This window comes from Paracoccus sp. SCSIO 75233 (genome assembly GCF_027912675.1).
GTDB lineage: Bacteria > Pseudomonadota > Alphaproteobacteria > Rhodobacterales > Rhodobacteraceae > Paracoccus.
The window spans coordinates 74,721-95,937 of the sequence record NZ_CP115758.1 but is presented as its reverse complement, the minus strand read 5'-3'; the positions used below and the strand labels follow the sequence as shown (position 1 = coordinate 95,937).

The 21,217-nt window shown below is 60.1% G+C and carries 22 protein-coding genes; 7 read left to right on the top strand and 15 right to left on the bottom strand.

The window, feature by feature from the left end; translation table 11 throughout:
* Nucleotides 1-119: 119 nt before the first annotated feature.
* Nucleotides 120-872 carry a glutathione S-transferase family protein gene (locus PAF12_RS16350; RefSeq protein ID WP_088652156.1) on the bottom strand — a complete coding sequence of 251 codons (753 nt, stop codon included), beginning with the start codon at nucleotides 870-872 and terminating at the stop codon, nucleotides 120-122.
* Nucleotides 869-1,303: a DoxX family protein gene (locus PAF12_RS16345; protein WP_040608736.1), complete on the bottom strand. Its 435-nt coding sequence runs from the start codon at nucleotides 1,301-1,303 to the stop codon at nucleotides 869-871. Before PAF12_RS16345 ends, PAF12_RS16350 begins: the two co-directional genes overlap by 4 nt.
* Nucleotides 1,304-1,401: 98 nt before the next feature.
* Here PAF12_RS16345 and PAF12_RS16340 point away from each other — a divergent pair, with 98 nt between their 5' ends.
* The gene (locus PAF12_RS16340) at nucleotides 1,402-1,830 is read left to right on the top strand and encodes a MarR family winged helix-turn-helix transcriptional regulator (protein ID WP_084658444.1); all 429 of its coding nucleotides are present in this window, start codon (nucleotides 1,402-1,404) and stop codon (nucleotides 1,828-1,830) included.
* Nucleotides 1,831-1,917: 87 nt separating this feature from the next.
* On the opposite strand, the gene PAF12_RS16335 is transcribed toward PAF12_RS16340, so the two are convergent.
* The 6 genes from PAF12_RS16335 to PAF12_RS16310 form a co-directional block, all read right to left on the bottom strand.
* Nucleotides 1,918-2,358 carry a DNA-3-methyladenine glycosylase I gene (locus tag PAF12_RS16335; protein ID WP_368045175.1) on the bottom strand — a complete coding sequence of 147 codons (441 nt, stop codon included), beginning with the start codon at nucleotides 2,356-2,358 and terminating at the stop codon, nucleotides 1,918-1,920.
* A 364-nt stretch (nucleotides 2,359-2,722) separates the two neighbouring features.
* Entirely contained in the window at nucleotides 2,723-3,178 is a 456-nt protein-coding gene (locus tag PAF12_RS16330) for a PaaI family thioesterase (protein WP_088652155.1), read from the bottom strand.
* A 21-nt stretch (nucleotides 3,179-3,199) separates the two neighbouring features.
* Nucleotides 3,200-3,904 carry an AraC family transcriptional regulator gene (locus tag PAF12_RS16325; protein WP_254698509.1) on the bottom strand — a complete coding sequence of 235 codons (705 nt, stop codon included), beginning with the start codon at nucleotides 3,902-3,904 and terminating at the stop codon, nucleotides 3,200-3,202.
* Between the two features lie 4 nt (nucleotides 3,905-3,908).
* Entirely contained in the window at nucleotides 3,909-4,763 is an 855-nt protein-coding gene (locus PAF12_RS16320; RefSeq protein ID WP_088652153.1) for an SDR family oxidoreductase, read from the bottom strand.
* Nucleotides 4,760-6,697 (bottom strand): AMP-binding protein, encoded by a 1,938-nt coding sequence (locus tag PAF12_RS16315; RefSeq protein ID WP_100931406.1) that lies wholly within the window; start codon nucleotides 6,695-6,697, stop codon nucleotides 4,760-4,762. The genes PAF12_RS16320 and PAF12_RS16315 overlap by 4 nt, the downstream gene beginning before the upstream one ends.
* A 112-nt stretch (nucleotides 6,698-6,809) precedes the next feature.
* Nucleotides 6,810-7,571 (bottom strand): glucose 1-dehydrogenase, encoded by a 762-nt coding sequence (locus tag PAF12_RS16310; RefSeq protein WP_088652151.1) that lies wholly within the window; start codon nucleotides 7,569-7,571, stop codon nucleotides 6,810-6,812.
* A 124-nt stretch (nucleotides 7,572-7,695) separates the two neighbouring features.
* Between PAF12_RS16310 and PAF12_RS16305 the strand changes: the two genes are divergently transcribed.
* Complete coding sequence (locus PAF12_RS16305; RefSeq protein ID WP_100931405.1) at nucleotides 7,696-9,060, top strand: TetR/AcrR family transcriptional regulator; 1,365 nt, start codon at nucleotides 7,696-7,698, stop codon at nucleotides 9,058-9,060.
* Here the strand turns inward: PAF12_RS16305 and PAF12_RS16300 are convergent.
* Genes PAF12_RS16300 through PAF12_RS16275 form a run of 6 tightly spaced genes read right to left on the bottom strand, consistent with a single transcriptional unit; the run spans nucleotide 9,042 to nucleotide 14,027 of the window.
* Complete coding sequence (locus tag PAF12_RS16300; protein ID WP_028093915.1) at nucleotides 9,042-9,443, bottom strand: PaaI family thioesterase; 402 nt, start codon at nucleotides 9,441-9,443, stop codon at nucleotides 9,042-9,044. The two genes, PAF12_RS16305 and PAF12_RS16300, sit on opposite strands and share 19 nt — an antisense overlap.
* Nucleotides 9,443-9,925, bottom strand: coding sequence for a PaaI family thioesterase (locus PAF12_RS16295; RefSeq protein ID WP_027264417.1), 483 nt, complete (start codon nucleotides 9,923-9,925; stop codon nucleotides 9,443-9,445). The genes PAF12_RS16300 and PAF12_RS16295 overlap by 1 nt, the downstream gene beginning before the upstream one ends.
* 12 nt (nucleotides 9,926-9,937) lie before the next feature.
* Entirely contained in the window at nucleotides 9,938-10,741 is an 804-nt protein-coding gene (locus PAF12_RS16290) for an enoyl-CoA hydratase-related protein (protein WP_027264418.1), read from the bottom strand.
* A complete protein-coding gene (locus PAF12_RS16285) occupies nucleotides 10,734-11,588 on the bottom strand; it encodes an SDR family NAD(P)-dependent oxidoreductase (RefSeq protein ID WP_027264419.1) in 855 nt (284 codons plus the stop codon). The genes PAF12_RS16290 and PAF12_RS16285 overlap by 8 nt, the downstream gene beginning before the upstream one ends.
* Nucleotides 11,589-11,599: 11 nt before the next feature.
* Entirely contained in the window at nucleotides 11,600-12,799 is a 1,200-nt protein-coding gene (locus tag PAF12_RS16280; protein ID WP_027264420.1) for an acyl-CoA dehydrogenase family protein, read from the bottom strand.
* 13 nt (nucleotides 12,800-12,812) lie between these two features.
* Nucleotides 12,813-14,027 (bottom strand): acyl-CoA dehydrogenase family protein, encoded by a 1,215-nt coding sequence (locus PAF12_RS16275; RefSeq protein ID WP_051372710.1) that lies wholly within the window; start codon nucleotides 14,025-14,027, stop codon nucleotides 12,813-12,815.
* Nucleotides 14,028-14,160: 133 nt separating this feature from the next.
* Here PAF12_RS16275 and PAF12_RS16270 point away from each other — a divergent pair, with 133 nt between their 5' ends.
* Genes PAF12_RS16270 through PAF12_RS16250 form a run of 5 tightly spaced genes read left to right on the top strand, consistent with a single transcriptional unit; the run spans nucleotide 14,161 to nucleotide 20,362 of the window.
* On the top strand, nucleotides 14,161-14,946 hold the full coding sequence (locus tag PAF12_RS16270; RefSeq protein WP_027264422.1) for an enoyl-CoA hydratase-related protein: 786 nt from the start codon (nucleotides 14,161-14,163) through the stop codon (nucleotides 14,944-14,946).
* 21 nt (nucleotides 14,947-14,967) lie between these two features.
* On the top strand, nucleotides 14,968-16,767 hold the full coding sequence (locus PAF12_RS16265; protein ID WP_027264423.1) for an acyclic terpene utilization AtuA family protein: 1,800 nt from the start codon (nucleotides 14,968-14,970) through the stop codon (nucleotides 16,765-16,767).
* A gap of 12 nt (nucleotides 16,768-16,779) precedes the next feature.
* Entirely contained in the window at nucleotides 16,780-18,249 is a 1,470-nt protein-coding gene (locus PAF12_RS16260) for an acetyl/propionyl/methylcrotonyl-CoA carboxylase subunit alpha (protein WP_027264424.1), read from the top strand.
* A complete protein-coding gene (locus PAF12_RS16255) occupies nucleotides 18,237-18,752 on the top strand; it encodes an acetyl-CoA carboxylase biotin carboxyl carrier protein subunit (RefSeq protein ID WP_027264425.1) in 516 nt (171 codons plus the stop codon). Before PAF12_RS16260 ends, PAF12_RS16255 begins: the two co-directional genes overlap by 13 nt.
* A 2-nt stretch (nucleotides 18,753-18,754) precedes the next feature.
* Complete coding sequence (locus PAF12_RS16250) at nucleotides 18,755-20,362, top strand: acyl-CoA carboxylase subunit beta (protein WP_027264426.1); 1,608 nt, start codon at nucleotides 18,755-18,757, stop codon at nucleotides 20,360-20,362.
* 111 nt (nucleotides 20,363-20,473) lie between these two features.
* Here the strand turns inward: PAF12_RS16250 and PAF12_RS16245 are convergent, their stop codons facing one another.
* Nucleotides 20,474-21,085 carry a transferase hexapeptide repeat family protein gene (locus PAF12_RS16245; protein WP_027264427.1) on the bottom strand — a complete coding sequence of 204 codons (612 nt, stop codon included), beginning with the start codon at nucleotides 21,083-21,085 and terminating at the stop codon, nucleotides 20,474-20,476.
* Between the last annotated feature and the right edge of the window lie 132 nt (nucleotides 21,086-21,217).

The window sequence follows — 21,217 nt, the reverse complement described above, 5'->3', positions numbered from 1 at the left end:
CGCTTCGCACGGACGGGCATGGAATGCCGGCAAGTGCCGGTTGGGGCTGCTGCGGGCCTTCAAGGGAAAGTCGGCGACTATCCGATGTGCGGGACAGAGCGGGTATTCACCAAGCGAACTCAAACGTCCGGTTCTGCACTGCGGCCCGACAGAACGATATCAAGTGATCGGCGATCAGCCGATTGCACCTGTGTAACAGTCTTCTTCGGCCCTCCTGTCTGCATGATCTGGGACAGGTAAGAATTGCGCCGTCTGATGAAGTCACGCAGAAGAGTCGGGTAGTCTTCACTGACGGCACTCTTCACAGAAACCCGACGCTCCAGTTCATATCGCCAGGCCCTTACACGGGCAAGCCCTGTGAAGACGCCAAACTCTCCGATGGCGTCAAAAACGTCGAAATAGCGGAAGACCGGGCCGAATACGACATCGACGAGGCTGAACTGGTGGCCGTCGAACCATGGTCCCTCCCCAAGCTCCGCGTCCAGCCGAAGGAATTTTGCGCGGAGCGCCGCGACTTTTGCTTCCAACGCTTTATCGTTCGGCGCCGAGTAGAACCCCGCAATGTCGTTCAAGACAGCAGATCCAAATTCAATCCAGGCACGGTGGCGGGCGCGATCGAGAGCGTCGTGCGGATGAAGTGCGTGGGGTTGTGTATCCTCAAGATATTCGAGGATAACCGCAGATTCGAAAATCGGCGTCCCGTTCACAACCAGGACAGGCGTCTTGCCCAGCGGAGATATGGCAAGAAACCAGTCGGGCTTGTTCGAAAGATCGATGTGAGTTCTCTCGAACGTGACACCTTTCTCAGTGAGCGAGATCGCTGCGCGCTGCACATATGGGCAGAGCGCATGGCTAATGAGGTGGAGGCTCATGTTGTCTCTCCCTCCATCTGCACGTTGCCGGGCGCGAAGGAGGGGCTGAGGGCGAAACGGCCGTCGCCCAGAAGTCCTTGCACGACGGCAAGCAGCGTCAGATAGGCCGGGTATTCCCACCCGCCGTTCTCGTATCCGAACATCCAGCCGTTTCCTGAGTGAGCCCAGGTTGCTCCGGCCAAGATGGGCACGGTCGCCGACGCGACCCACCGAGCCTGTACGCCGAGGACCAAAAGGGCACCGGCAATCGCCTCGACTGCAAAGATCATATAGGCAAACCAGCCGGGCAGCCCGATCGAAACGAAGAACTGCGCCGTTCCGGGAAGTGTGAAAATGAAGAGCTTGAGAAACAGGCTGTGCGCCAGGAACATGATACCGAGTGCTATACGGAGCAGGAATATCCCAAATTCTGTGAGGTGCGATTGTGACATGATATGATCCCATATGTCGATGCATTTGCATCTATATATAGCGCGTCACATGCGACGTCAAGGTTGATGCACTTACATGTATATGATATGTGCTGGATATGAACGAGATTGACCATGCTACTGAGGCCGCCTGGACAGCCCTCATGACTAAAAGCCGCGTTTTGCTTGAGGCTGTCGAATCGTCTCTGAAATCGGCAGGATACCCGCCACTTGCATGGTATGACGCGCTTCTCGAACTCGAGAAGGCAGGCCCGGACGGACTCCGTCCATTCGAACTCAAAGACCGGATTTTGTTACCCCAATACGGTACATCGCGGTTGCTGGACCGCATGGTGAAAGCAGGGCTGGTGGACCGACGGAACTGCTCGGAAGATGGGCGAGGTCAAAACATTTCTATCTCTGAAAAGGGTAAATCTGTCAGGAGGGCGATGTGGCCGATCTATGAACGGGTTCTGTCGGAAAGGATCGGCGCAAAGCTGAAACCCAAAGACGCCGCTCAATTGGCCACGCTACTCTCAAGGCTCTGAAGTCTCGGTCGACTGACGCGAAACCTGTCTGTGACTTTCCACGCTAAGTGGCCCTGATTTTTTTCACGTTAATTGGCCGACAGTTGCCTATGTCGGTGTGCGAAGGGTGTTTCGGGCTGTTCCGACGTCCTTTCGCATCCAACAGACTTCTGCGTGATCGTTGATAAATCCCATGGCCTGCATGAATGCATATACGGTGGTCGGTCCCACGAATTTGAAGCCAAGCTTTCGTAGATCTTTGGACAGGGTCTCGGACGCTGGTGATTTGGACCGCATTTGTGGCAGTGCGTCGTCCTTGGCAGGTTCATATAGCCAGATGAATGCAGCGAAGGAGCCTTCCTCTTGGACGACCTCGAAAGTACGGCGAGCGTTGTTGATCACGGCTTCGATCTTGCCTCGATAGCGAACAATTCCTTCATCGGCAAGTAGGCGCTCAATGTCGTTGTCGTCAAAGTTCGCAACTCCCGAAAGTCGAACCCGGCGAAGGCAGCACGAAAATTCTCGCGCTTGGCCAGAATGGTGCGCCAGCTCAGCCCTGACTGGAAACTCCGGCGTGACGGCAGCCCATCGGCACCGTGGGCGTCCATCCGTTCCAATTACGGTTGCAGCATCAGGCCGCTGCAGCATAAACTTGAACAGAAACCGAACCAGATCCTCCGTTACGATACAGTCTCAGCTCTCCGAAAAACCCTGACGACGGACAATCGGCGACCGCACTGCTAAAGGCTAACATTACCGCTTGGCAGGTCTGAACCTGCTGGCGGCGATCTGGATACCGCGCGAGCCTACGGGAAACGGTTGGCCGAGGTCGCGAGCCGCTGGAACAGCTGATCCAGCTGTCTGAATAATCGGCCCGGCCGCCCGGATCGGATGTGCTGCGGCCGGGTTGCGCTCAGTCCGCGACCCCCGCCCGCCCGATCAGCGCCATGAGCGTTCCGGTCATCGTTGCGACGAGCTTTTCATCCTGGCCCTTCACGGCATAGGCACGCGCCTCGCATATGGTCAGCGTCCTGCCTGGTTTCACCACGTCAGCGACGAAGCGAAACCGTGCGCCGTCCGCCGGGTTGAGTAGGTTGATCTTGAATTCGGCCGTCAACACTGCCGCGTCCGCTGGCATCAGCGAAAAGGCCGCGTATCCGCAGGCGCTGTCCAGCGCTGTCGACACGATTCCGGCATGCAAAAACCCATGCTGCTGGGTCAGTGCAACCTGATGTGCCATTTCCAGAACGATGCGGCCGGGTAACAACTCGGCAATGCTGATCCCCAACGTGTTCATTGCCTTCTGGCGATCGAAACTGTTGCGCACGCGTGCGTCATAGTCGGGGTTTTTCGGTTTGAATTGTGTCATGGCGGGTCTTCCTCTTCGATTTCATTCGTCAATGACCAATCTTAGGCGGTCTTTGAGGCGCGTATCTTGTAGCAAAAGGTCAAAACGACGCGGAATAGACAGAGCGCGCAACGCGCCGGGCGGTTTGCCGGCGAAGATCCGGCAAGCGGCGGACAAGTGAGATTGATCGTAATATCCGGCGTCCAGCGCCAGATCGCTCAGCGGCAGGGTCTTTGACGCAAGCTGCCCGAGAGCCCGGCGAAAGCGTCGCAAGGTCGCAAGCCGCCGCCGCGACACGCCGGTTTCCGCCCGCACCTTTCGACGTTTGGTCCGGTCGCTGTAAGCTCCGGTTGGTGCGGCAAAGCGCAGGTCTCTCGCAAGGCCGTCAAGCACCGCGATGAGCGCAGGCAGGTCATCGTCCCCGGTCTGAATCCGGGCCAGTTCTGAGGCCAGCATGTCCAGCCCTGTGGAGTCGGGAAATCGCTGCGGTCGTGACGACAGTCGCAGCCCGGCCACGACACCCTGGAATGGCCTTGGGCGGGGCGAAAAATAGGGGCGCGGTTCTGCCAGCGATACGCGCCCGCCGCCGCTGTCGTCGCGCGTTACCGAAAGGGTAAAGAGGTCGGTTGCGAACCGCCCGCGTCCACCACCGCTCAGCACACCGGTATCGCGGAACACGAACAAATGGTCGATCTGTTTGGCCGCTTCCTCAGTCGGCGCCAGTTCGAGATAAAGCGGCGGCGCCATCAGGTTACTTGACGAAAGCATCCCGGTTCTCGGCGACGAAATCGGCAAATCGGCGCGCCGGGCGTCCCATCACATCGCTGACCGTGGTCTCGATGCCGGCAAGGTAGCCCTTGGGCGCGATGGAAGCCAATTCGACCATGGCTCTGGCGACCTCGTCCTGCATTCCGCCAGCCACCATGCCCGCCTTGGCATTTTCGGCCGACAGGGGTGCGCAGGTGACAGTGCGCCCGGTCACCCTGGACAGGAGGGCGGCGATATCTTCTCCGGTAAGAGCTTCGGGCCCGGTCAGACCAAGAGCCTTGCCTTCGTACCCCGGAGCGGTCAGCGCCTCGGCGGCGACATCCGCGATGTCGCGGGCGTCGACCCAGGCCACAGGGCCGCCCAGATCGTCGTAATAGACCCCATCTTTTGCAATATTGCCGGCCTGCCAGAGCAGGTTCTGCATGAAATAGGTCGGCTGGACGAAGGTCCAGTCAAGGCCGCTTTGCTTCAGCAGTTCCTGGGTTTCGGAATGCCATTTCCCAAATGTCAGCCCCGCCTTGGGCGAGGCGCCAAGCCCGGTGGCCACGACAACATGGCGCACCCCCGCGGTCTTGGCCGCCGCGATCACATTCGCCTTCCACTGACGCATGTCCAGATGGGCAGGCGTGACCAGGTATATCTTTTCTGCCCCGTCACAGGCCCGCGCCAGCGCGGCAGGGTCCGTGAAATTCGCAACGACCGCCTCGCATCCTTTGGCTTTTAGCGCATCGAGCCTGGAAGGGTCGCTGGTGACAGCACGCACGGTCGCGCCTTTTGCCATAAGCGTATCGACAAGAGGGGCGCCGGTGGTGCCCGTGGCTCCGAAAACAGTGATCATGGCTTTTCCTTTTGCAGGTCTGCGATGGGTTGAATGGTTTCCGGGTTGCTGATCGACGACAGATCGCCCGGATCTTCGCCCAGAAAGGCCGCGCGCACGATCCGGCGCATGGTTTTCATGCTGCGGGTCTTGGGCAGGGCCTCGACAAAGTGGATCTCGCGCGGGCGGAAGGGTTTCGAGACGATCTCTCCGACCCGATCCTTGAGCCGCTCCACAAGCTCTGCGTCAGGCGTGACGCCCTGGGCTGCCACACAGACGCAGACGACGGCCACGCCTTTGATATCGTCGGGTGCAGCAATGGCAGCGGCGTCCACCACCTCTCCGGTTTCGGTCAGGGCCGCCTCAATCTCGGGCGGGCCGATGCGTTTGCCGGCGATGTTCAGCGTGTCGTCGGACCGGCCCAGGATATACCATGTCCCGTCCGGATCGCAGCGCACCCAATCTCCGTGTCGCCACATGCCCGGGAAGGTGGACCAATAGGTTTCAAGGTAGCGCTCGCGGTCGCCCCGGATGGCCGGGGTCAAACCCAAAGGCGGTTGAGTCACCACCAGTTCCCCCACCTCGCCCGGCGCGGCTTCACTGCCGTTTTCCCGCAGCACCTTGGCGCCGACGCCAAGTGCCTGGGCCGAAAATCCGCCGGGCTTGATCTCGTGTAGCACGGTCGAGGTCAGGATCGCGCCAAAAAGCTCGGTCCCGCCCGAGATGTTCAGCGGCACGGCGCGGCGGCGGCAGATATGATCGAGCTGCCAGAGCCAGGCGTCGTCGGTCCAAGGTTCACCGGTCGAGGCGACAATCCGCAGGGGCGACAGGTCGTAGCCCGACAAAGTTTCCGTATCCTGCGTCATGAACTGCCGTATCAGAGTCGGGGCCACGCCGAGATGTGTGACCTCCATTTCGGACGCAAGACGCAGCAGCCTGAAGGGATCGCCGGACATTGATGGTGCGCCCTCGGCCAGTACCAGAGTCGAACCGGCCAAGAGCACCGACAATAGGGTGAGCGGTCCCATGACCCACCCCATGTCGGTCATCCAGAGGTGCCGGTCGTCCCGTTTCATGTCGAGACAAAGCAGGATATCGGCCGTGGCCTTCGCCTGCACGCCCAAATGGGTATGCACGACGCCCTTGGGCCGCCCGGTGGTGCCCGAAGTATAGGCGATCAGAAAGGTGTCTTCGGCCTTGACCGGAACGGCGGCAAACTCCGGACTGGCGCGGCCTATGGTTTCGCTCCAGTCCAGATCGCGGACCGGATCGGCCACTGCACCGCCGAACCGTCGCAGGCTGATAACGGTATGAACCGATGGTACGTCGGTCAAAGCCTGGGCAAGGGTCGCCTCCATCCAGACCGGCTTGCCTCGTCGGGGTGTGGCATCCGCTGTCAACACCGCTACGGCATCCGCATCGCTCAGGCGCGATACGATGGCATGGGGCGCAAAGCCGGAGAACAGCGGTACCGCAACCGCGCCCAGCCGCGCGATACCCAGAAGCGCGGCCTCGATTTCGGGGATCATCGGCATATAAATGCCCACCGCCTGACCCGGCATTACACCGCGCGCGGCAAGGGCCGAGGCGACGCGGGAGGCTTCGGCGGCAAGGTCGAAGTAGGTCCAGCGACGGCGGCTTCCGTCTTCACCGACCCAGTCGATTGCGGTCTTGTCGCCCAGGCCATCGGCAATTCGGGCGTCAAGACAGGTTTCTGTCAGATTCAACGTGCCTCCCACGGCCCATCTGATCGATTCGGGCCCTGTGGAGATATCTCGCAACCGGGTGTAAGGCTGCGCGAACCGCATGCCGGCATGGTCGATGATCCGGCCCCAGAACCATTCGGGCTCTTCGTTCGATAGGCCGACGAGCTCCTCGTAGCTGTCAATCTCACAGTCATTCAGAAAAGCGGTCAGCGTGCTTGTTCGCTGGATTTCAGAGCTTGGCTGAAACATTCGCAACCTTTCTACAATAAAAAGGGGCCGCACATAAGGCGCGGCCAGTCGAGGAGTAACTCTTGGCACGGTTTGGCAGCAGCGCCTTGTCTCCGTCGCAGCTGTCAGCGTTTCAACCGTGCATGGACAAGCCGCCCGAAACCGAAATCACCTGACCGGTGATGAATCCCGCGTCGTCGGACGACAGAAAACAGATGATGCCCGGGTAATCTGACGGCTGCGCCAGGCGCTTCATCGGAATCGCCCGCTTGAGACCCTCAGCGATCTTTTGACCGGCCTCGCCTTCGGCAACCTGCGCGAACAGAGGCGTGTCGGTCGGTCCGGGGGCGACCGCGTTCAATTGAATGCCATTGCGTGCAAGTTCGCGCGCCACGGTCTTGGTAAACGAGATGATGCCACCTTTGCAGGCCGAATACACAGCCTCGCCGGATGATCCGACGCGTCCGGCGTCGGACGCGATATTGACCACGCGGCCGCTGCCGTTCTTGACCATGCCCGGAAGCACCGCGTGATGCATGTTGAGCGGGCCATAAAGATTGATGTCGATGACCTTTTTCCAAAGATCGGCATCGGTATCGAGGAACGGTTTGATCACGTCCCAGCCGGCGTTGTTCACCAGCACGTCAATCGGGCCTCCGGCCTCGAACGCGGCCACTGCCATGTCGACCTGAGAACGATCGGTGATGTCCGCTTTGAAGGCCTGGGCCTTTCCACCCGCGTCGATGATCAGTCGGACAGTTTCATCCGCCCCATCCTTGTTCAGATCGAAAACGGCAACTTCGGCGCCCTCTGCGCCGAACCGTTCGCAAACCGCTCGGCCGATGCCGCTCCCACCGCCGGTCACGACGACCCGTTTTCCACTCAATCCTCGCATGTGGAGGTCCTCCTCTTCCGTTGCACCTTGAAAAGAGTTGATTCGACACTCTCTCGGATGTATTCTAACGTCTGTTAGATTTATTGCAATGGACAGCCACAGGGCCAACAAGTATCGACAATGGATGGCACGACAGAGTGAAGATACCAAGATAGTGTATGACGATCTAAGCAAGTCGGAGAGGACCCGCGAAGCCATACTCGCTGCGGCCGCGCGACTTTTTCGGTATCAAGGTTATCATGCAACGACGATGCGCGACATCGCGCAGGAAGCCCGCATTGAGGCCGGCAGCATTTATTACCATTTTCAATCCAAGGACCAAATTCTGAGCGAAGTTCTCGAAATTGGCGTCCGTCAACTATATCAGACGGTCAGTGAAATCGTTCGGCCGGCACCGACAAGTTCGGAGGATTTTCGCAAGACTTTCGGAACCCTGATTGAAACACACCTTACCTATCTGTTGACCGACAGTGACTTTACGTCAGCTAATATTCGGAACTATCCGATGTTGTCGGACGAAACACGCGCCCCGCATCGCGAATTGCGTGCATCATATGCAGGTGCCTGGGGCAAATTCCTGAATGACGCCAAACGCGCCGGCCACCTTCGAAGTGACATATCCACTGCTGTGATCCGCCAGTTCATCCTGAGTGCCATGAACTGGACCGTGGAATGGTACGATGTCGACAAGTATCCGGTGCGCATCCTCGCGGAACGAATGAGTAAGCTGATACTTGACGGAATGTGTTTGCATGACAGTGCTGATACAGAAGGCTTGAAGCTGTGTCCCGCCACTCCCGTCAAAACTCCGGACCCTGGCAGCAAGGCGGCTAAGACCCGTGCAGAAATACTAACGGCCGCAGCGCGCGTTCTGAGGGACAATGGCTACAAGGCGACGACTCTGAGAAAGGTCGCGGACAATGCTGGCTTGAAAGCGGGCAGCGTCTATTACCACTTCAATTCCAAGGACGCGATCGTTGACGAAGTGCTGAACGCCGGACTAAAGGACCTGCTATCAGGTGTCGAAGCCGCCGTTCGGCAATTCGATGCCCCCTACGATCATCACGCCAGGATAGCGACCGCAATCTGGACGCACCTGGATTTCCTCTTCAAGGCAAGCGAATTTACCTCGGCGAACATCCGAAGTTATGGAATGCTCCCCAATCATTTCAGGGAGAGGCACAGGGGTATTCGCCATGAGTATGGAAAACTCTGGGATTGGATACTCCGTGAAGCTCAGGACGACGGTGCCATACGGTCGGATATCAAGATCGTCCCCTTGCGCCAGGTGATGTTGGGTGCCTTAAACTGGACGGTGGAATGGTTCGACCCGAACAAGGCAGGAGTGGAAGGATATCTATCACTGCCTGAATTCTCCAGCATGCTCATCAATCTGTTACTGGAAGGCATTTGTAACCGGGAAGCGGCCCCGTCCACAGGACAAGGTAGCCCTGAAAGCGGTTGCCCCGGTCAGACCAGAAGGAAGTGATACAGCCCTTCGGCAACCGCCTTTTCCCGATCCGTCTGCCAGCTGAGCACGCTGACGCTTGCCATCCGCTTGCCTTTGCGCGTGACGTTAGCGCGGGCAAAAAGCGGTCCCTTCACACCGGGTCTGAGGTAATCGACGGTCAGGTTGATCGGCTTGGCCGGAACGTCGGCGAAATCGGGCTGTACCGCGATGGCGGCAGTGGCCTCCATAAAACTCGCGATTATGCCGCCATGGTAGTACTCCATGATCGGGTTACCGATATGGCGGTCATCAAAGGTCATTTCCGCCTCAGCATGGAGACTGTCTAGACTTCTGACCTCAAAGTTGAGAAATCGGAAGAACGGCACCCGGGATACATTGGCATTGACAGTTTGCACGTCCATCACGAGGTTTTTCCTTTTGTCATTGCGTCAAACAGGCTGGTTTCGCCGCGCGTCAATGCAAACGAGGCGGTTCCCCTGGCTATTTCAGCATCCTCATGGCCCGCGAACCAGACGCTGCCGGAATTGAAGGCGATGTGGCGGGTCTTGCGAAAACAATGCGCTTGAACGATGACATCCGCGCGTGAACGGGCCGGGCGCAGGTAATCAACTCTGAGGTCAAGAGTGGCCATGGTACTGACGCCTTCGATGGCAACAAAGTTCGCCAGTCCAAAGACACTGTCCAGAAGTGCCGTCAGGATACCACCGTGGAGCAGCGATTGTTCCGCATCGACGCAAAAGTCCGGATTGAACGGCATCCGAACCCGAACACCTTCCGTCGAGACCTCTTCGATCTCAAGCGCCATATGCGTTATCAGACCCTTGCCGCGCGCATTCCACATCTGCGCGATTTGCTCCATCTTCTTTTGGGTGATGTCTGACATGCGATCTTTCCTTTAACGCCCCGTGAAATTGGGTTTTCGTTTTTCGACGAACGCAGCAACCGCCTCGTGGTGGTCTTCGGTCTGATGCATGAGCGCCTGATAGGCCGCCGCGGAATTCAGGAAATCCGGCAGGTCCATCCGTTCGGCATTGCGCATCAGACGCTTGGCGACCCGCACCGCACGCGGCGGTTTCGCGGCGATGACAGCGGCCCGTTCGCGGGCACGTTCCATCAATTTTTCATGAGGCACAAGTTCAAGCACCATACCAAGCTCCAGCGCTTCCTTGGCCTCGACCATGCGCCCTGAGAAGGTCAGATCGGCGGCCTTCTGGTGGCCCAGACGACGCAACAGGAACCAGCTGCCCGCATCGCCCGGAATGATTCCGAGATTCAGAAACACCTCGCCGAACCTTGCTTTTTCCGACGCGATGCGCATGTCGCACATCATGGTCAGGTCGCACCCCGCGCCCACCGCCGGGCCGTTGACTGCGGCGATGGTCGGAATATCCATGTTGTAGAGCGCAAGCGGCAGCCGCTGCACCCCATCAACATAGCTCTGCGCCGCCGCCAGCGGCTCCTTGCGGAACACGCTGTCGGGATCGTTCATTTCCTTGATGTCGCCGCCGGCACAAAAGGCCGGGTCGGCGCCGGTCAGGATCATCACGCTGACCTGAGGATCGGCCTGCACCTTGGCGAAGGTCTTCAGAAGGGCAGCGATCATGTCGTTTCCGGTGACCGGGTTGCGCCGCTCGGGATCGTTCAGCGTAACCGTGGCGATCCTGTCGGAAATCTCCAGAAGGACGGGCTGTTTATTCATTCTTGCCATCTCCCCGTTCGCGTTTTTCGAACATCGCGGGGTTGATCATGTCCCGCGCGTCATGACCCATATGCAAGGTCTCACCGCCGTCTACATAAATGTCTTCTCCGGTGATGAAACCGCCAAGTTTCGAGGCCAGGAAAATGATCGTGCCTGCGATGTCCTCGGCCGCCCCCATCCGGTTTAGCACCGAGCGGTTCAGCTTTTTCCACTGTTCCGGCGGAATCGGATAGCGGCCAAGCGCATCGGTCTTGATCGTGCCCGGCGCGACACAGTTCAGCCGGATGCCGTACTCGCCCCATTCGGCGGCCAGCGTTTTCATCATGCCCGTCACACCGGCGCGGGCGGCGACGGTGTGTGTAAAGCCGGTAAGCGCGGTGCGCGCAGAGATGGCGGTGACAAACACAACCGATCCACCATTGTCGTACATGAAGTGATCCGCCGCTGCCCGGGTCATCTGCCAAGATCCGATCAGGTTGTTGCGGATCACGGCTTCGAAGCCCTTGTTGGTGATATCGCGGGCGGCCGCGATATACTGGCCGCCGGCATTGTTCACCAAGACATCCAACTGCCCATAGTGGTCCTTGATCCGCCCCATCGCAGTTTCAATACTGTCTTCGTCGCGGGTGTCTCCGGGCACGACGAAGGCCTCGCCCCCCGCCGCGCGGATCATTTCGGCGGTCTCTTCCAGCGGCTCTTCCCGGCGCGCGAACAGCGCAAGCCTGGCTCCGCAAGCGGCCATTTCGATCGCCGTCGCCCGGCCCATTCCAGATCCAGACCCCGTGACCAGGGCAACCTGGCCCGCCATGAGATCCGACGCGTAACGCCTTGATTTCGCTTCGCTCATGTTCCGCCCCCTTAGTTCTTCAGCAATTCGCCGGAGATGATGAGTTTGCGAACCTCCTGGGTGCCCGCGCCGACCTCAAGCACGCGACCGGTCCGGTACAGCCGGTTCACTTCGGTATCACGCATGTAGCCTGAGCCGCCGTGAATCTGGACAGCTTTGTCCAGCACGAAGGATGTCGCCTCAGCGGCCTTGTAGATCGCCGCAGCGGTGAGCTTGTGGATTTCGCCGCGCCCGCCTTCGCCCTCTTCGAGGCCTTCACACATGGCAGCGGTGCGCAAGGACAGGCTGCGCGCGGCCTCGATCTGCGTATACATGTCGGCCAGCATCGCCTGAACCATCTGGAAACTGGCGATCGGTTTGCCGAATTGCTGGCGTGTCTTGGCGTAATCGATGGAAATATCCAGCGCCCGCTGCGCAATGCCCAGAGCGTTGAAACAGACGATGGCACGTTCCAGATCAAGTCCGGACATGGTAACGGCAACCCCGCCATCCAGCTTGCCGACCATGTTTCTGGCCGGAACACGGCAATCTTCGAATACCAGTTCGCCCGTCGGCGAGCCGCGGAATCCCATCTTGTTGAGCTTCTGCGCCACCTTGAAACCGGGCGTGTCGGTTTCCACGATAAAGGCGGAAATGCCCTTGGCCCCTTTTTCGGGCGATGTCTTGGCATAGACCAGCACCAGATCGGCAATCGGCCCATTGGTGATGTAGATCTTGGCGCCGTTCAGGATGTAGTCGTCGCCATCCTTTTTGGCCGTGGTCCGCATCGAGCCAAGCGCATCGGACCCCGCGCCGGGTTCGGTCAGGCCCAGAGCACCCACCAGCGTGCCGTTGCACAGGCCCGGCAGGTATTTTCGGCGCAACTCGTCATTGGCGTTGCGATAGATGTTGTTGACGCACAAATTGTCATGGGCCACATGGGTCAGTCCGATGGCCGCCGAGGCCCTAGACATTTCCTCGGTGATGATACAGGCCGAGGTAAAGTCGAGCCCGGCCCCGCCGAATTCCGGCGGCACGTTCAGGCCGAGATATCCCATCTCGCCCAGCTTGGGGAAAACCGAAGGCGGCAGGTCATCAGTATCGTCCATTTCCGCGTTCAGATGGTGGAATTCGGACATGAAGAACTTGCCGGCCTGATCGGCCAGGGCCTGCTGTTCGTCCGTCATGAAATGTGTTGGCAGAGCGGTGTCGTTGCGCAGTTGCTTGTTCATTGTCTCGTCCCCCTCAGGCGCGCAAAAGTTCTTCGGCAATGATGATCTTGCGGACTTCGCTTGTACCCGCGCCGATTTCCAGCAGCTTGTTGGCGCGGAACAGCCGGTTGATCTCGGTGTCCTGCATGTAGCCAGAGCCACCATGAATATGGCAGGCTTCGGTCACCGCCTTGTTGAATGCCTCGCCGGCGTAAAGACAGGCCGCCGCCGTCAGTTTGTGGATTTCGCCGCGGCCCCCGGCCCCTTTCGGCAACCCGGTACAGGCGGCCAGCGCGCGATAACCGAAGGCGCGCGCGGTTTCGACCTCGGTGTAGATCTCGGCCAGTTTCGACTGCATCATCTGGAAACTTGCAATCGGCTTGCCGAACTGTTCGCGAATCTTGGCGTATTCCAGCCCCAGTTCCAGGGCGCGTTCGGCCATGCCAACGCAGACTGAGGCAACCATAGCACGCTCCAGATCCAACCCGCTCATTACCACCGAAACGCCGGTGTTTTCCGGTCCAACCATGGCGGATGCGGGTACGCGGCAATCCTCAAACACCAGTTCTCCGGTTGGCGAGCCGCGAAAGCCCATTTTGTCAAGCTTTTGCGCCACCTTGAAACCGGGATTGTCCGTCTCGATGATGAAAGCAGAAATGCCCTTGGCGCCCTTCGACTTGTCGGTTTTGGCATAAAGCAGGATCACATCGGCAATGGGGCCGTTGGTGATGTAAATCTTCGAGCCGTTGATGACATAATCATCACCGTCGCGGCGGGCAGTGGTGGCCATGGATCCGAGCGCATCGGATCCCGCACCCGGTTCGGTCAGGCCCAAAGCACCGACGAGCTCGCCCGAGCAAAGGCCCGGCACGTATTTCTTCACCTGCTCTTCGGAGCCATTGCGCAGCAGGTTATTCAGGCACAGGTTGTCATGCGCCCCGTGCGAGAGGCCCACAGCCGGATTCCACTTCGAAATCACCTCGGACACCAGCGCCTGGGTGAACTCGTTCTGCCCCGATCCGCCCAGCTCCTCCGGCGCGGTAATCCCCAGCAGGCCCAGCTCGCCCATCTGCTTGAACAGATCATCGGGCCACCATTCCTCGTCATCCATGCGCGCCTGCAGCGGGTGCAGCACCTCGCGCGATACCCGATCCACGTGATCGACGATCTGGCGTTGCTCATCAGTCAAAGAATAGTTCGCCCTGATGGCTTCCAGATCAGCCGAGATGGCCTCACTTTGAGCGGTCATATCGTCCTCCCGAAAAATGTTGTTTGCGTTGTTGACCAAAATCAAACACATGTTAGAAAATAGATCAAGCCAAGCTTTTGACGACCTGACGTAAGAAAGCGCGGCGTCCTGAATGCAGGGGGGAACTTCGGAAATGACTGAGAGCGTTGTTCAATCGCAGGTGCTCGGCAAAGAAGTGCGTATCACGATTCGACGTCCTGATAATCGAAATGCCCTCAACCGTGAGGTCGCAGACGGGATCATGGCCGCCATATGTGCTGCCGAGAGGGACAGCGATTGCCGCGTGATCGTTCTGACCGGCGAGGGCGAGCGCGCCTTCTGTGCCGGGGGCGACATCAAGGCGGGGGCGGATGGCGGCCCGTTTGTTCAGGATCCGGCGGACCCGGATCATTTTGCCGGAAGGTTGTTCGAGACGATACAGGCGTGCCGAAAGCCAACGATCGCGCGCATCAATGGCGTCGCGATGGGGGCGGGAGCGGGCATCATCTGTGCCTGCGATCTGGCTGTGATGGCGGATCATGCCCGCGTCGGAACGCCGGAAGTGAAGGTGGGTCTGTTTCCCATGACGATCGTGCCACCCATGATGCGCGTGCTGCCCCGGCGGAGGCTGATGGAGATGTTCATCACCGGCGTTCCTCTGACGGCCGAGGAAGCCCTGCAGTTCAATCTGGTCAACTATGTGACCGATGCCGCGGGGCTGGACGACAAGGTTGCAGAACTGGTTGCCCAGATCGCCGCGCAGTCGCCGAGCGCGATCCGGCTGGGAAAATACGCCTGTCACGCGATGGAGGATATGACCTATCCGCAGCAGATGCGGTTTGCAGAAACACTTTTACCGCGTGTGGCGCAGACCGAAGACGCGCGCGAAGGCTTTGATGCCTTCATCTCGAAGCGCAAACCTGAATGGACGGGCCGCTGATCAAACGGGGAGGAGAGGAATATGTCGGAACGCAAGCTGCGCATCGGATGCGCGTCGGGCTTCTGGGGCGATACGCCGGAAGCGATCGGTCAACTGGTCTCAAAGGGCGAGATCGACTATCTGGTGTTTGACTATCTGGCAGAGGTGACAATGTCGCTGATGGCGCGGGCCCGCGCCAAAGCGCCCGAGACGGGCTATGCGCCGGACTTCGTCAAGGCGCTGGCACCCTGGTTGCCGGATATCAAGGCAAAAGGGATCAAGGTCGTTGCCAATGCAGGGGGCGTGAACCCGCGTGGCTGCAGCGATGCGCTTGCCAAAGCCGCCGCCCAGGCCGGGATCGATCTGTCCATCGGAGTCGTGCTAGGCGATGACCTGTTGCCCAGGGCCGATGAAATTCGCAAAAACGGTCAGACGGAAATGTTCTCGGGTGTCGCATTTCCAGATGATATCTGGAGCATGAATGCCTATCTGGGTGCCCGCCCCATCGCTGCCGCGCTGGATGCCGGGGCCGACATCGTGATCACCGGACGCTGCGCCGACAGCGCGGTCGCGCTTGGTCCCCTGATGCATGAATACGGCTGGGGCGACGATGACTGGGACAAGCTCAGCCAGGGATCGCTGGCCGGCCACCTGATCGAATGCGGCCCCCAGGGAACCGGCGGCAACTTCACCGACTGGCAGGACGTGCCGGGTTGGGACAATATGGGCATGCCCATCGTCGAGGCGTCCGAAGACGGCAGTTTCATCATGACCAAGACGCCTGACACCGGCGGGCTGGTCGTGCCCGGGTCAGTCGGAGAGCAGATGCTCTATGAAATCGGGGATCCGCGCGCCTACCTGTTGCCCGACGTGATCTGCGACTGGTCCGGGGTCACCCTGGAGCAGGTCGGACCCGATCAGGTGCTGGTCAAGGGCGGCAGGGGGCTTGGGCGCACCGACAGCTACAAGGTGTCGGCGACCCATGCCGATGGCTGGCGCGCGGTCTCTACCCTGACACTGGCCGCGATTGATGCACCCGCCAAGGCCGAACGTGTGGCCGAGGCGATCCTGACCCGCTGTCGCCGGATTTTCCGCGACCGCAACATGGGCGATTTTCGGCAGGTCAGCGTCGAGGTGCTGGGGGCCGAGGCGGCCTATGGCGCAAATGCGCGCGCCCGAACCCGCGAGGTGGTGCTCAAGATCGGCGCGGTCCATGACGATCGCGCCGCGCTGAACATCTTTGCCGGCGAAATAGCACCGATGGCGATTTCGACCGCGCAGGGTCTGACCGGGTTCTTCGCCGGACGGCCCAAGGTGCAACCGGTGGTCCGCCTGTTCTCCTTCCTTCAGAGCAAGGCCGAGACCCCCGTCGCGGTCGAGGTCGACGGCAAGGATGTGCCCGTGAGCGTGGCCACTACGCCAGTCCACCTTGATCCACCTGCCGCACCGCCCGCAGATAGCCGCGAGCCCGGCCCGGACGCTGTCAAGGTCCGCCTCGTCGATCTGGCCTGGGGCCGCTCGGGCGACAAGGGGGACATCGCCAATATCGGCATCCTCGCGCGCAAGCCGGACTACCTGCCATATATCCGCTCGGCTCTCAGCGAAGAGGTGGTGAAGGACTATTTCGCCCATGTCTGCGACGGCAGGGTAGAACGGTTCGACTTGCCTGGAAGCCATTCGCTGAATTTCCTGTTGCATGAATCGCTTGGCGGTGGCGGCATCGCCTCGGTTCGCATAGACCCGCAGGGCAAAGGGTTCGCGCAGATGCTGCTTGATATCGAAATTCCCGTGCCAGCCGATCTGGCTGCACGTGACGGACTGAATGCCGCGGCCCGGAACTAAGAGGACGACACCATGACCATTTCGAAACTCCTGGTCGCCAATCGGGGCGAGATCGCGGCGCGCGTGTTGCGCACCGCCAAGGCCCGCGGGCTTGCGACGGCCGTGTTGCGTCATGTCGCCGAGCAAGAGGGGCCGGCGCATCTGATCGCAGATGAGGTCGTGATGATCGACGGCCCGACGCCCGTGGCCGCCTATCTCGATATTCCGCAGATCGTCGCGGCGGCAACAAAGATCGGCGCGGATGCGGTGCATCCCGGCTATGGCTTTCTGTCAGAGAATGCCGGTTTTGTCGCGGCGCTGGAAAAAGCCGGAGTGACCTTTGTCGGCCCGACGTCCGAGGTCATCGACCTGATGGGGGACAAGGTCCGCGCCCGCGCCTTTGTCGAGGAACACGGGTTTCCCGTCGCCCCCTCGGCGATCGAGGATGATGATCCGGCGAGCTTTGTCGAACGCGCCCGCGCCGTGGGCTATCCGCTGCTGATCAAACCCTCGGCCGGCGGTGGCGGCAAGGGCATGCGCGTTGTGCGCGAGGACAGCACGCTGGAAACCGAAATCGAAACCGCGCGCCGCGAAGGCGAACGATATTTCGGCGACGGGCGGCTTTTCGTCGAACGCTATATCGAACGCCCGCGCCATATCGAGGTGCAGGTGATGGGCGACGGACAGGGCAACGTGGTCCATTTCTGGGAACGTGAATGTTCGATCCAGCGCCGGTTCCAGAAGATTATCGAGGAAACGCCGTCACCGGCGCTGACCCCCGAGCAACGGGATGAGATCTGCGAGACCGCTGCCGGAATTGCCCGTGCCGTCAAATACCGCGGGGCAGGGACCGTTGAATTCATCTATGCGCAGGACGGGGCCTTTTATTTCCTGGAAATGAACACCCGCCTTCAGGTCGAACATCCGGTGACCGAACTGGTGACCGGCTTCGATCTGGTTGCCGAGCAGCTGCGTGTCGCGGCGGGCGACGGGCTGAGCGCCGTGCAGGCGGATATTCCCCAAACCGGACACTCGATCGAACTGCGCATCTGCGCCGAGGACGCGACGGCCGATTTCCGGCCCGCGATCGGCGATATCCTGCTGCTGGACGAACCCCAGGGCGAGGGGATCCGCGTGGACAGCGGCATTCTGGATGGCGGCAAGGTGACAACCGACTTCGACCCGATGTTGTCCAAGCTGATCGTACATGGCCCGGATCGCGCGCAGGCCATCGCCCGTGCCCGGAGCGCGGTGCAAAGCTATGTGATTCTCGGGGTAACGACCAACACTGGTTACCTGGATGCAATCCTTGCACATCCGGATTTCGCCTCTGGTGACGTTTCAACTGGCTTCCTGGCTGAACAATCCGAAACGCTGACCGCGCCGGGCGAAGATGTCTCTGACTTGCTGATAGCGGCGGCGGCCCTATCGGACGAGCGCCTGGTGAGTGACGTAATGCAGATACCGGAAATGTACCGCAAGATGGGCGGGTGGAGAAACTGATGCAACGGATTTTTCAGATCGACGGAGAAGAGACTGATTGCTGGTTGGGTCATGATGGCAGCCGGTTCGTGCTCAATACCCCCACTGGCGCTGTTACCTGCCAATTGGACCCGACGGGTCTGCCGGGCGGTTACAAGCTGCGGGCCAAGGGTGTTGTGCGCGAATTGCGACTGGCCGTGGGGCCGGAAGCAACTTTTGTGCACATGGACGGGCGAACCTACGAAGTCGGGCGGGTTGATCCCGCCGAACGCCTGGCCGGAAGCGACGGTGGCGCGAGCGACGACCGATTGGTGGCGCCCATGCCGGGTGTCGTGGTGTCGGTTGCGGTTAAACCCGGCGATGCGGTTGAAGAAGGCCAGCCGCTTCTGGTGATCGAAAGCATGAAGTTGGAAACCACACTGACGGCGCCGCGCGGCGGGGTCGTTGCCGAAATGCCATTCGCCGAAGGCGACAGTTTTGGTCTGAAAGACATCCTGGCCCAATTGGCCCCGGAGGAGGAGTGACAATGCGCAGGATTGAAAGTCAGATCGACACCAATGCCGCCGACTACAAGGCAAATTTCGCCGCCATGTCTGAACGGCTGAAGGAATTCCACGCCCGCCAGCACGCGGCGCGTTTCGAACGTCCGCAACGCGATATCGACCGCCTTGCCCGCCAGAACAAACTGGGCGTGCGCGAGCGGTTGAAACTGCTGCTGGACCCCGGCACTCCGTTTTTGGAGTTTTCCACACTTGCCGCCTGTCGCGAATACGATGGCACCGTGCCTGGCGCCGCTGTGGTGACGGGCATCGGTATTGTGCAGGGTCGCGAGGTCGCCATCCACGCCAACGACGCTAGCGTCAAGGGCGGGGCTTGGTATCCACATACGGTCAAAAAGGTCGTGCGTCTTCTGGATGTCGCGCTGGAAAACCGCCTGCCGGTCATCCATATCTGCGACAGCGCGGGCGGTTTCCTGCCGCTGCAGCACGGGGTGTTTCCCGACCGGTATCTGGGCGGGCGGGTGTTCCGCAACCAGGTCAAGCTGAGCCAGGCCAATATCCCGCAGATTGCCGTGGTCGGCGGACACTGCACGGCTGGCGGTGCCTATGTGCCGACGCTGAGCGACTACAACATCATCATCGAAGGCACAGGCGCGATTTTCCTTGGCGGTCCCCCGCTGGTCAAGGCGGCCACCGGCGAAGAGGTCGGTGTTCAGGAACTTGGTGGGGCGGTTATGCATACCTCGGTTTCGGGAACCGGCGACTACCGAGCCGCCACTGAACAGCACGCCTTTTCACTGGCGCGCGAGATTGTCAGCCAATGGAAGCGCACCCCGAAAACGATCATCGAAACCGCCGCTTTTGAAGAGCCATACTACGACCCCAAGGAGCTTTATGGGATCATCCCCAAGGACCGGAAAACCCAGTTTGATATGCGCGAGGTTCTGGCGCGGATCGTCGATGGCTCGCGCTTTCACGAATACCAGCCCGACTATGGCACCACGATGGTTTGCGGCTTTGCCCATATCTGGGGTTACAAGGTTGGCATCCTTGCCAACAACGGGGTGTTGTTCAACGACAGCTCGCTGAAGGCGGCGCATTTCATGCAGCTTTGCAATCAGAACCGCACACCTCTGGTCTTCTTTCAGAACATCACTGGCTATATGGTGGGCCGCGAATACGAAGAACGCGGCATCGCCAAGGACGGTGCCAAGATGCTGATGGCGCAGGGCGGTTCGGTCGTGCCGAAGTTCACAGTGATCGCCAATGCCTCGTACGGGGCAGGCAATTACGGCATGTGCGGGCGGGCCTGGGATGCGCGCACGCTGTTTATGTGGCCGCAAGCCGAGATCGGCGTGATGGGGGCGGATCAGGCCGCTAATACCATGGCGGACGTCAAGATTCGGCAGCTTCAGCGCGAAGGCAAAGAGCTGACCGAAGAAGAAATCGCCGCGATCCGCGAACCGGTGCTGGAAAAATACAAGCGCGATGTCGAAGCCTATACCTCCACCTCGGAACTGTGGGATGACGGCATCCTCGATCCGGCGGACACACGCAACGCGCTTGGCATGTCGATTTCTGCCTCGCTCAATGCACCGATCGACGATCCGCACTACGGGATCTTCCGTCTGTAAAGGCTTGAGGGACGGCACACCGGGTCGGGGAGTGCCGTTCCGCGTCAAGGCGCTTCCATCTGGCGCTTTCGGAATCTGAAGTAGTCCTGACCGGTCCGGTTCCCGGACAGGTCAGGACGATGTCCGCCGCGCCTCCTGAATGGAGACGACGTCAGAGGCCGCCATGCCGGGCCGGTCTGCCTCGACCGCCTTCAGCGGTTCGACCGGCGTCAATCCGGCCAGACAGTCGCGCGCAAGTTGCTGGTATTCCGCGGTGCCGCGCGTTTTCCACGCGACTTCTTTCTCGCTGACCTCGCGGATCACCTTTGCCGGCGATCCCACCACCATCGAACGCGGCGGAATCACGGTTTCGCCACGCACAAACGCCTGCGCGCCGACAATCGATTCCGCCCCAAGCTCTACACCATCCATAATGACGGAATTCATTCCGACCAGAGCGTTCCGGCCCACTGTGCAACCGTGCAGGATCGCGCCATGGCCGATGTGGCCGTCGCTTTCCACCACGGCGTCGCGGCCGGGAAAGGAATGGATGATGCAATTGTCCTGAACATTGGCTCCATCCCCGATCACGATCCTGCCGAAATCGCCCCGCAAGCTTGCTCCGGGGCCGATGTAGCATCCATGACCCAAGATGACATTTCCGATCAGAACGGCCTGGGGGTGGACATATGTATCCTCGGGCACGACGGGTATAAAACCCTTGAACTCATAACAGTATGCCATTCCGACCACCTTTCGTAAGCTGAGTGCTAAACGCTTGTCAGCGGTTGCGCCGGGACCAGAATCCCTCAATTGTGCCGCCGATCAGGGCGTGTGGCCCGAAAACAAACACAAGTTAGAAAATAGCGCAAGCTC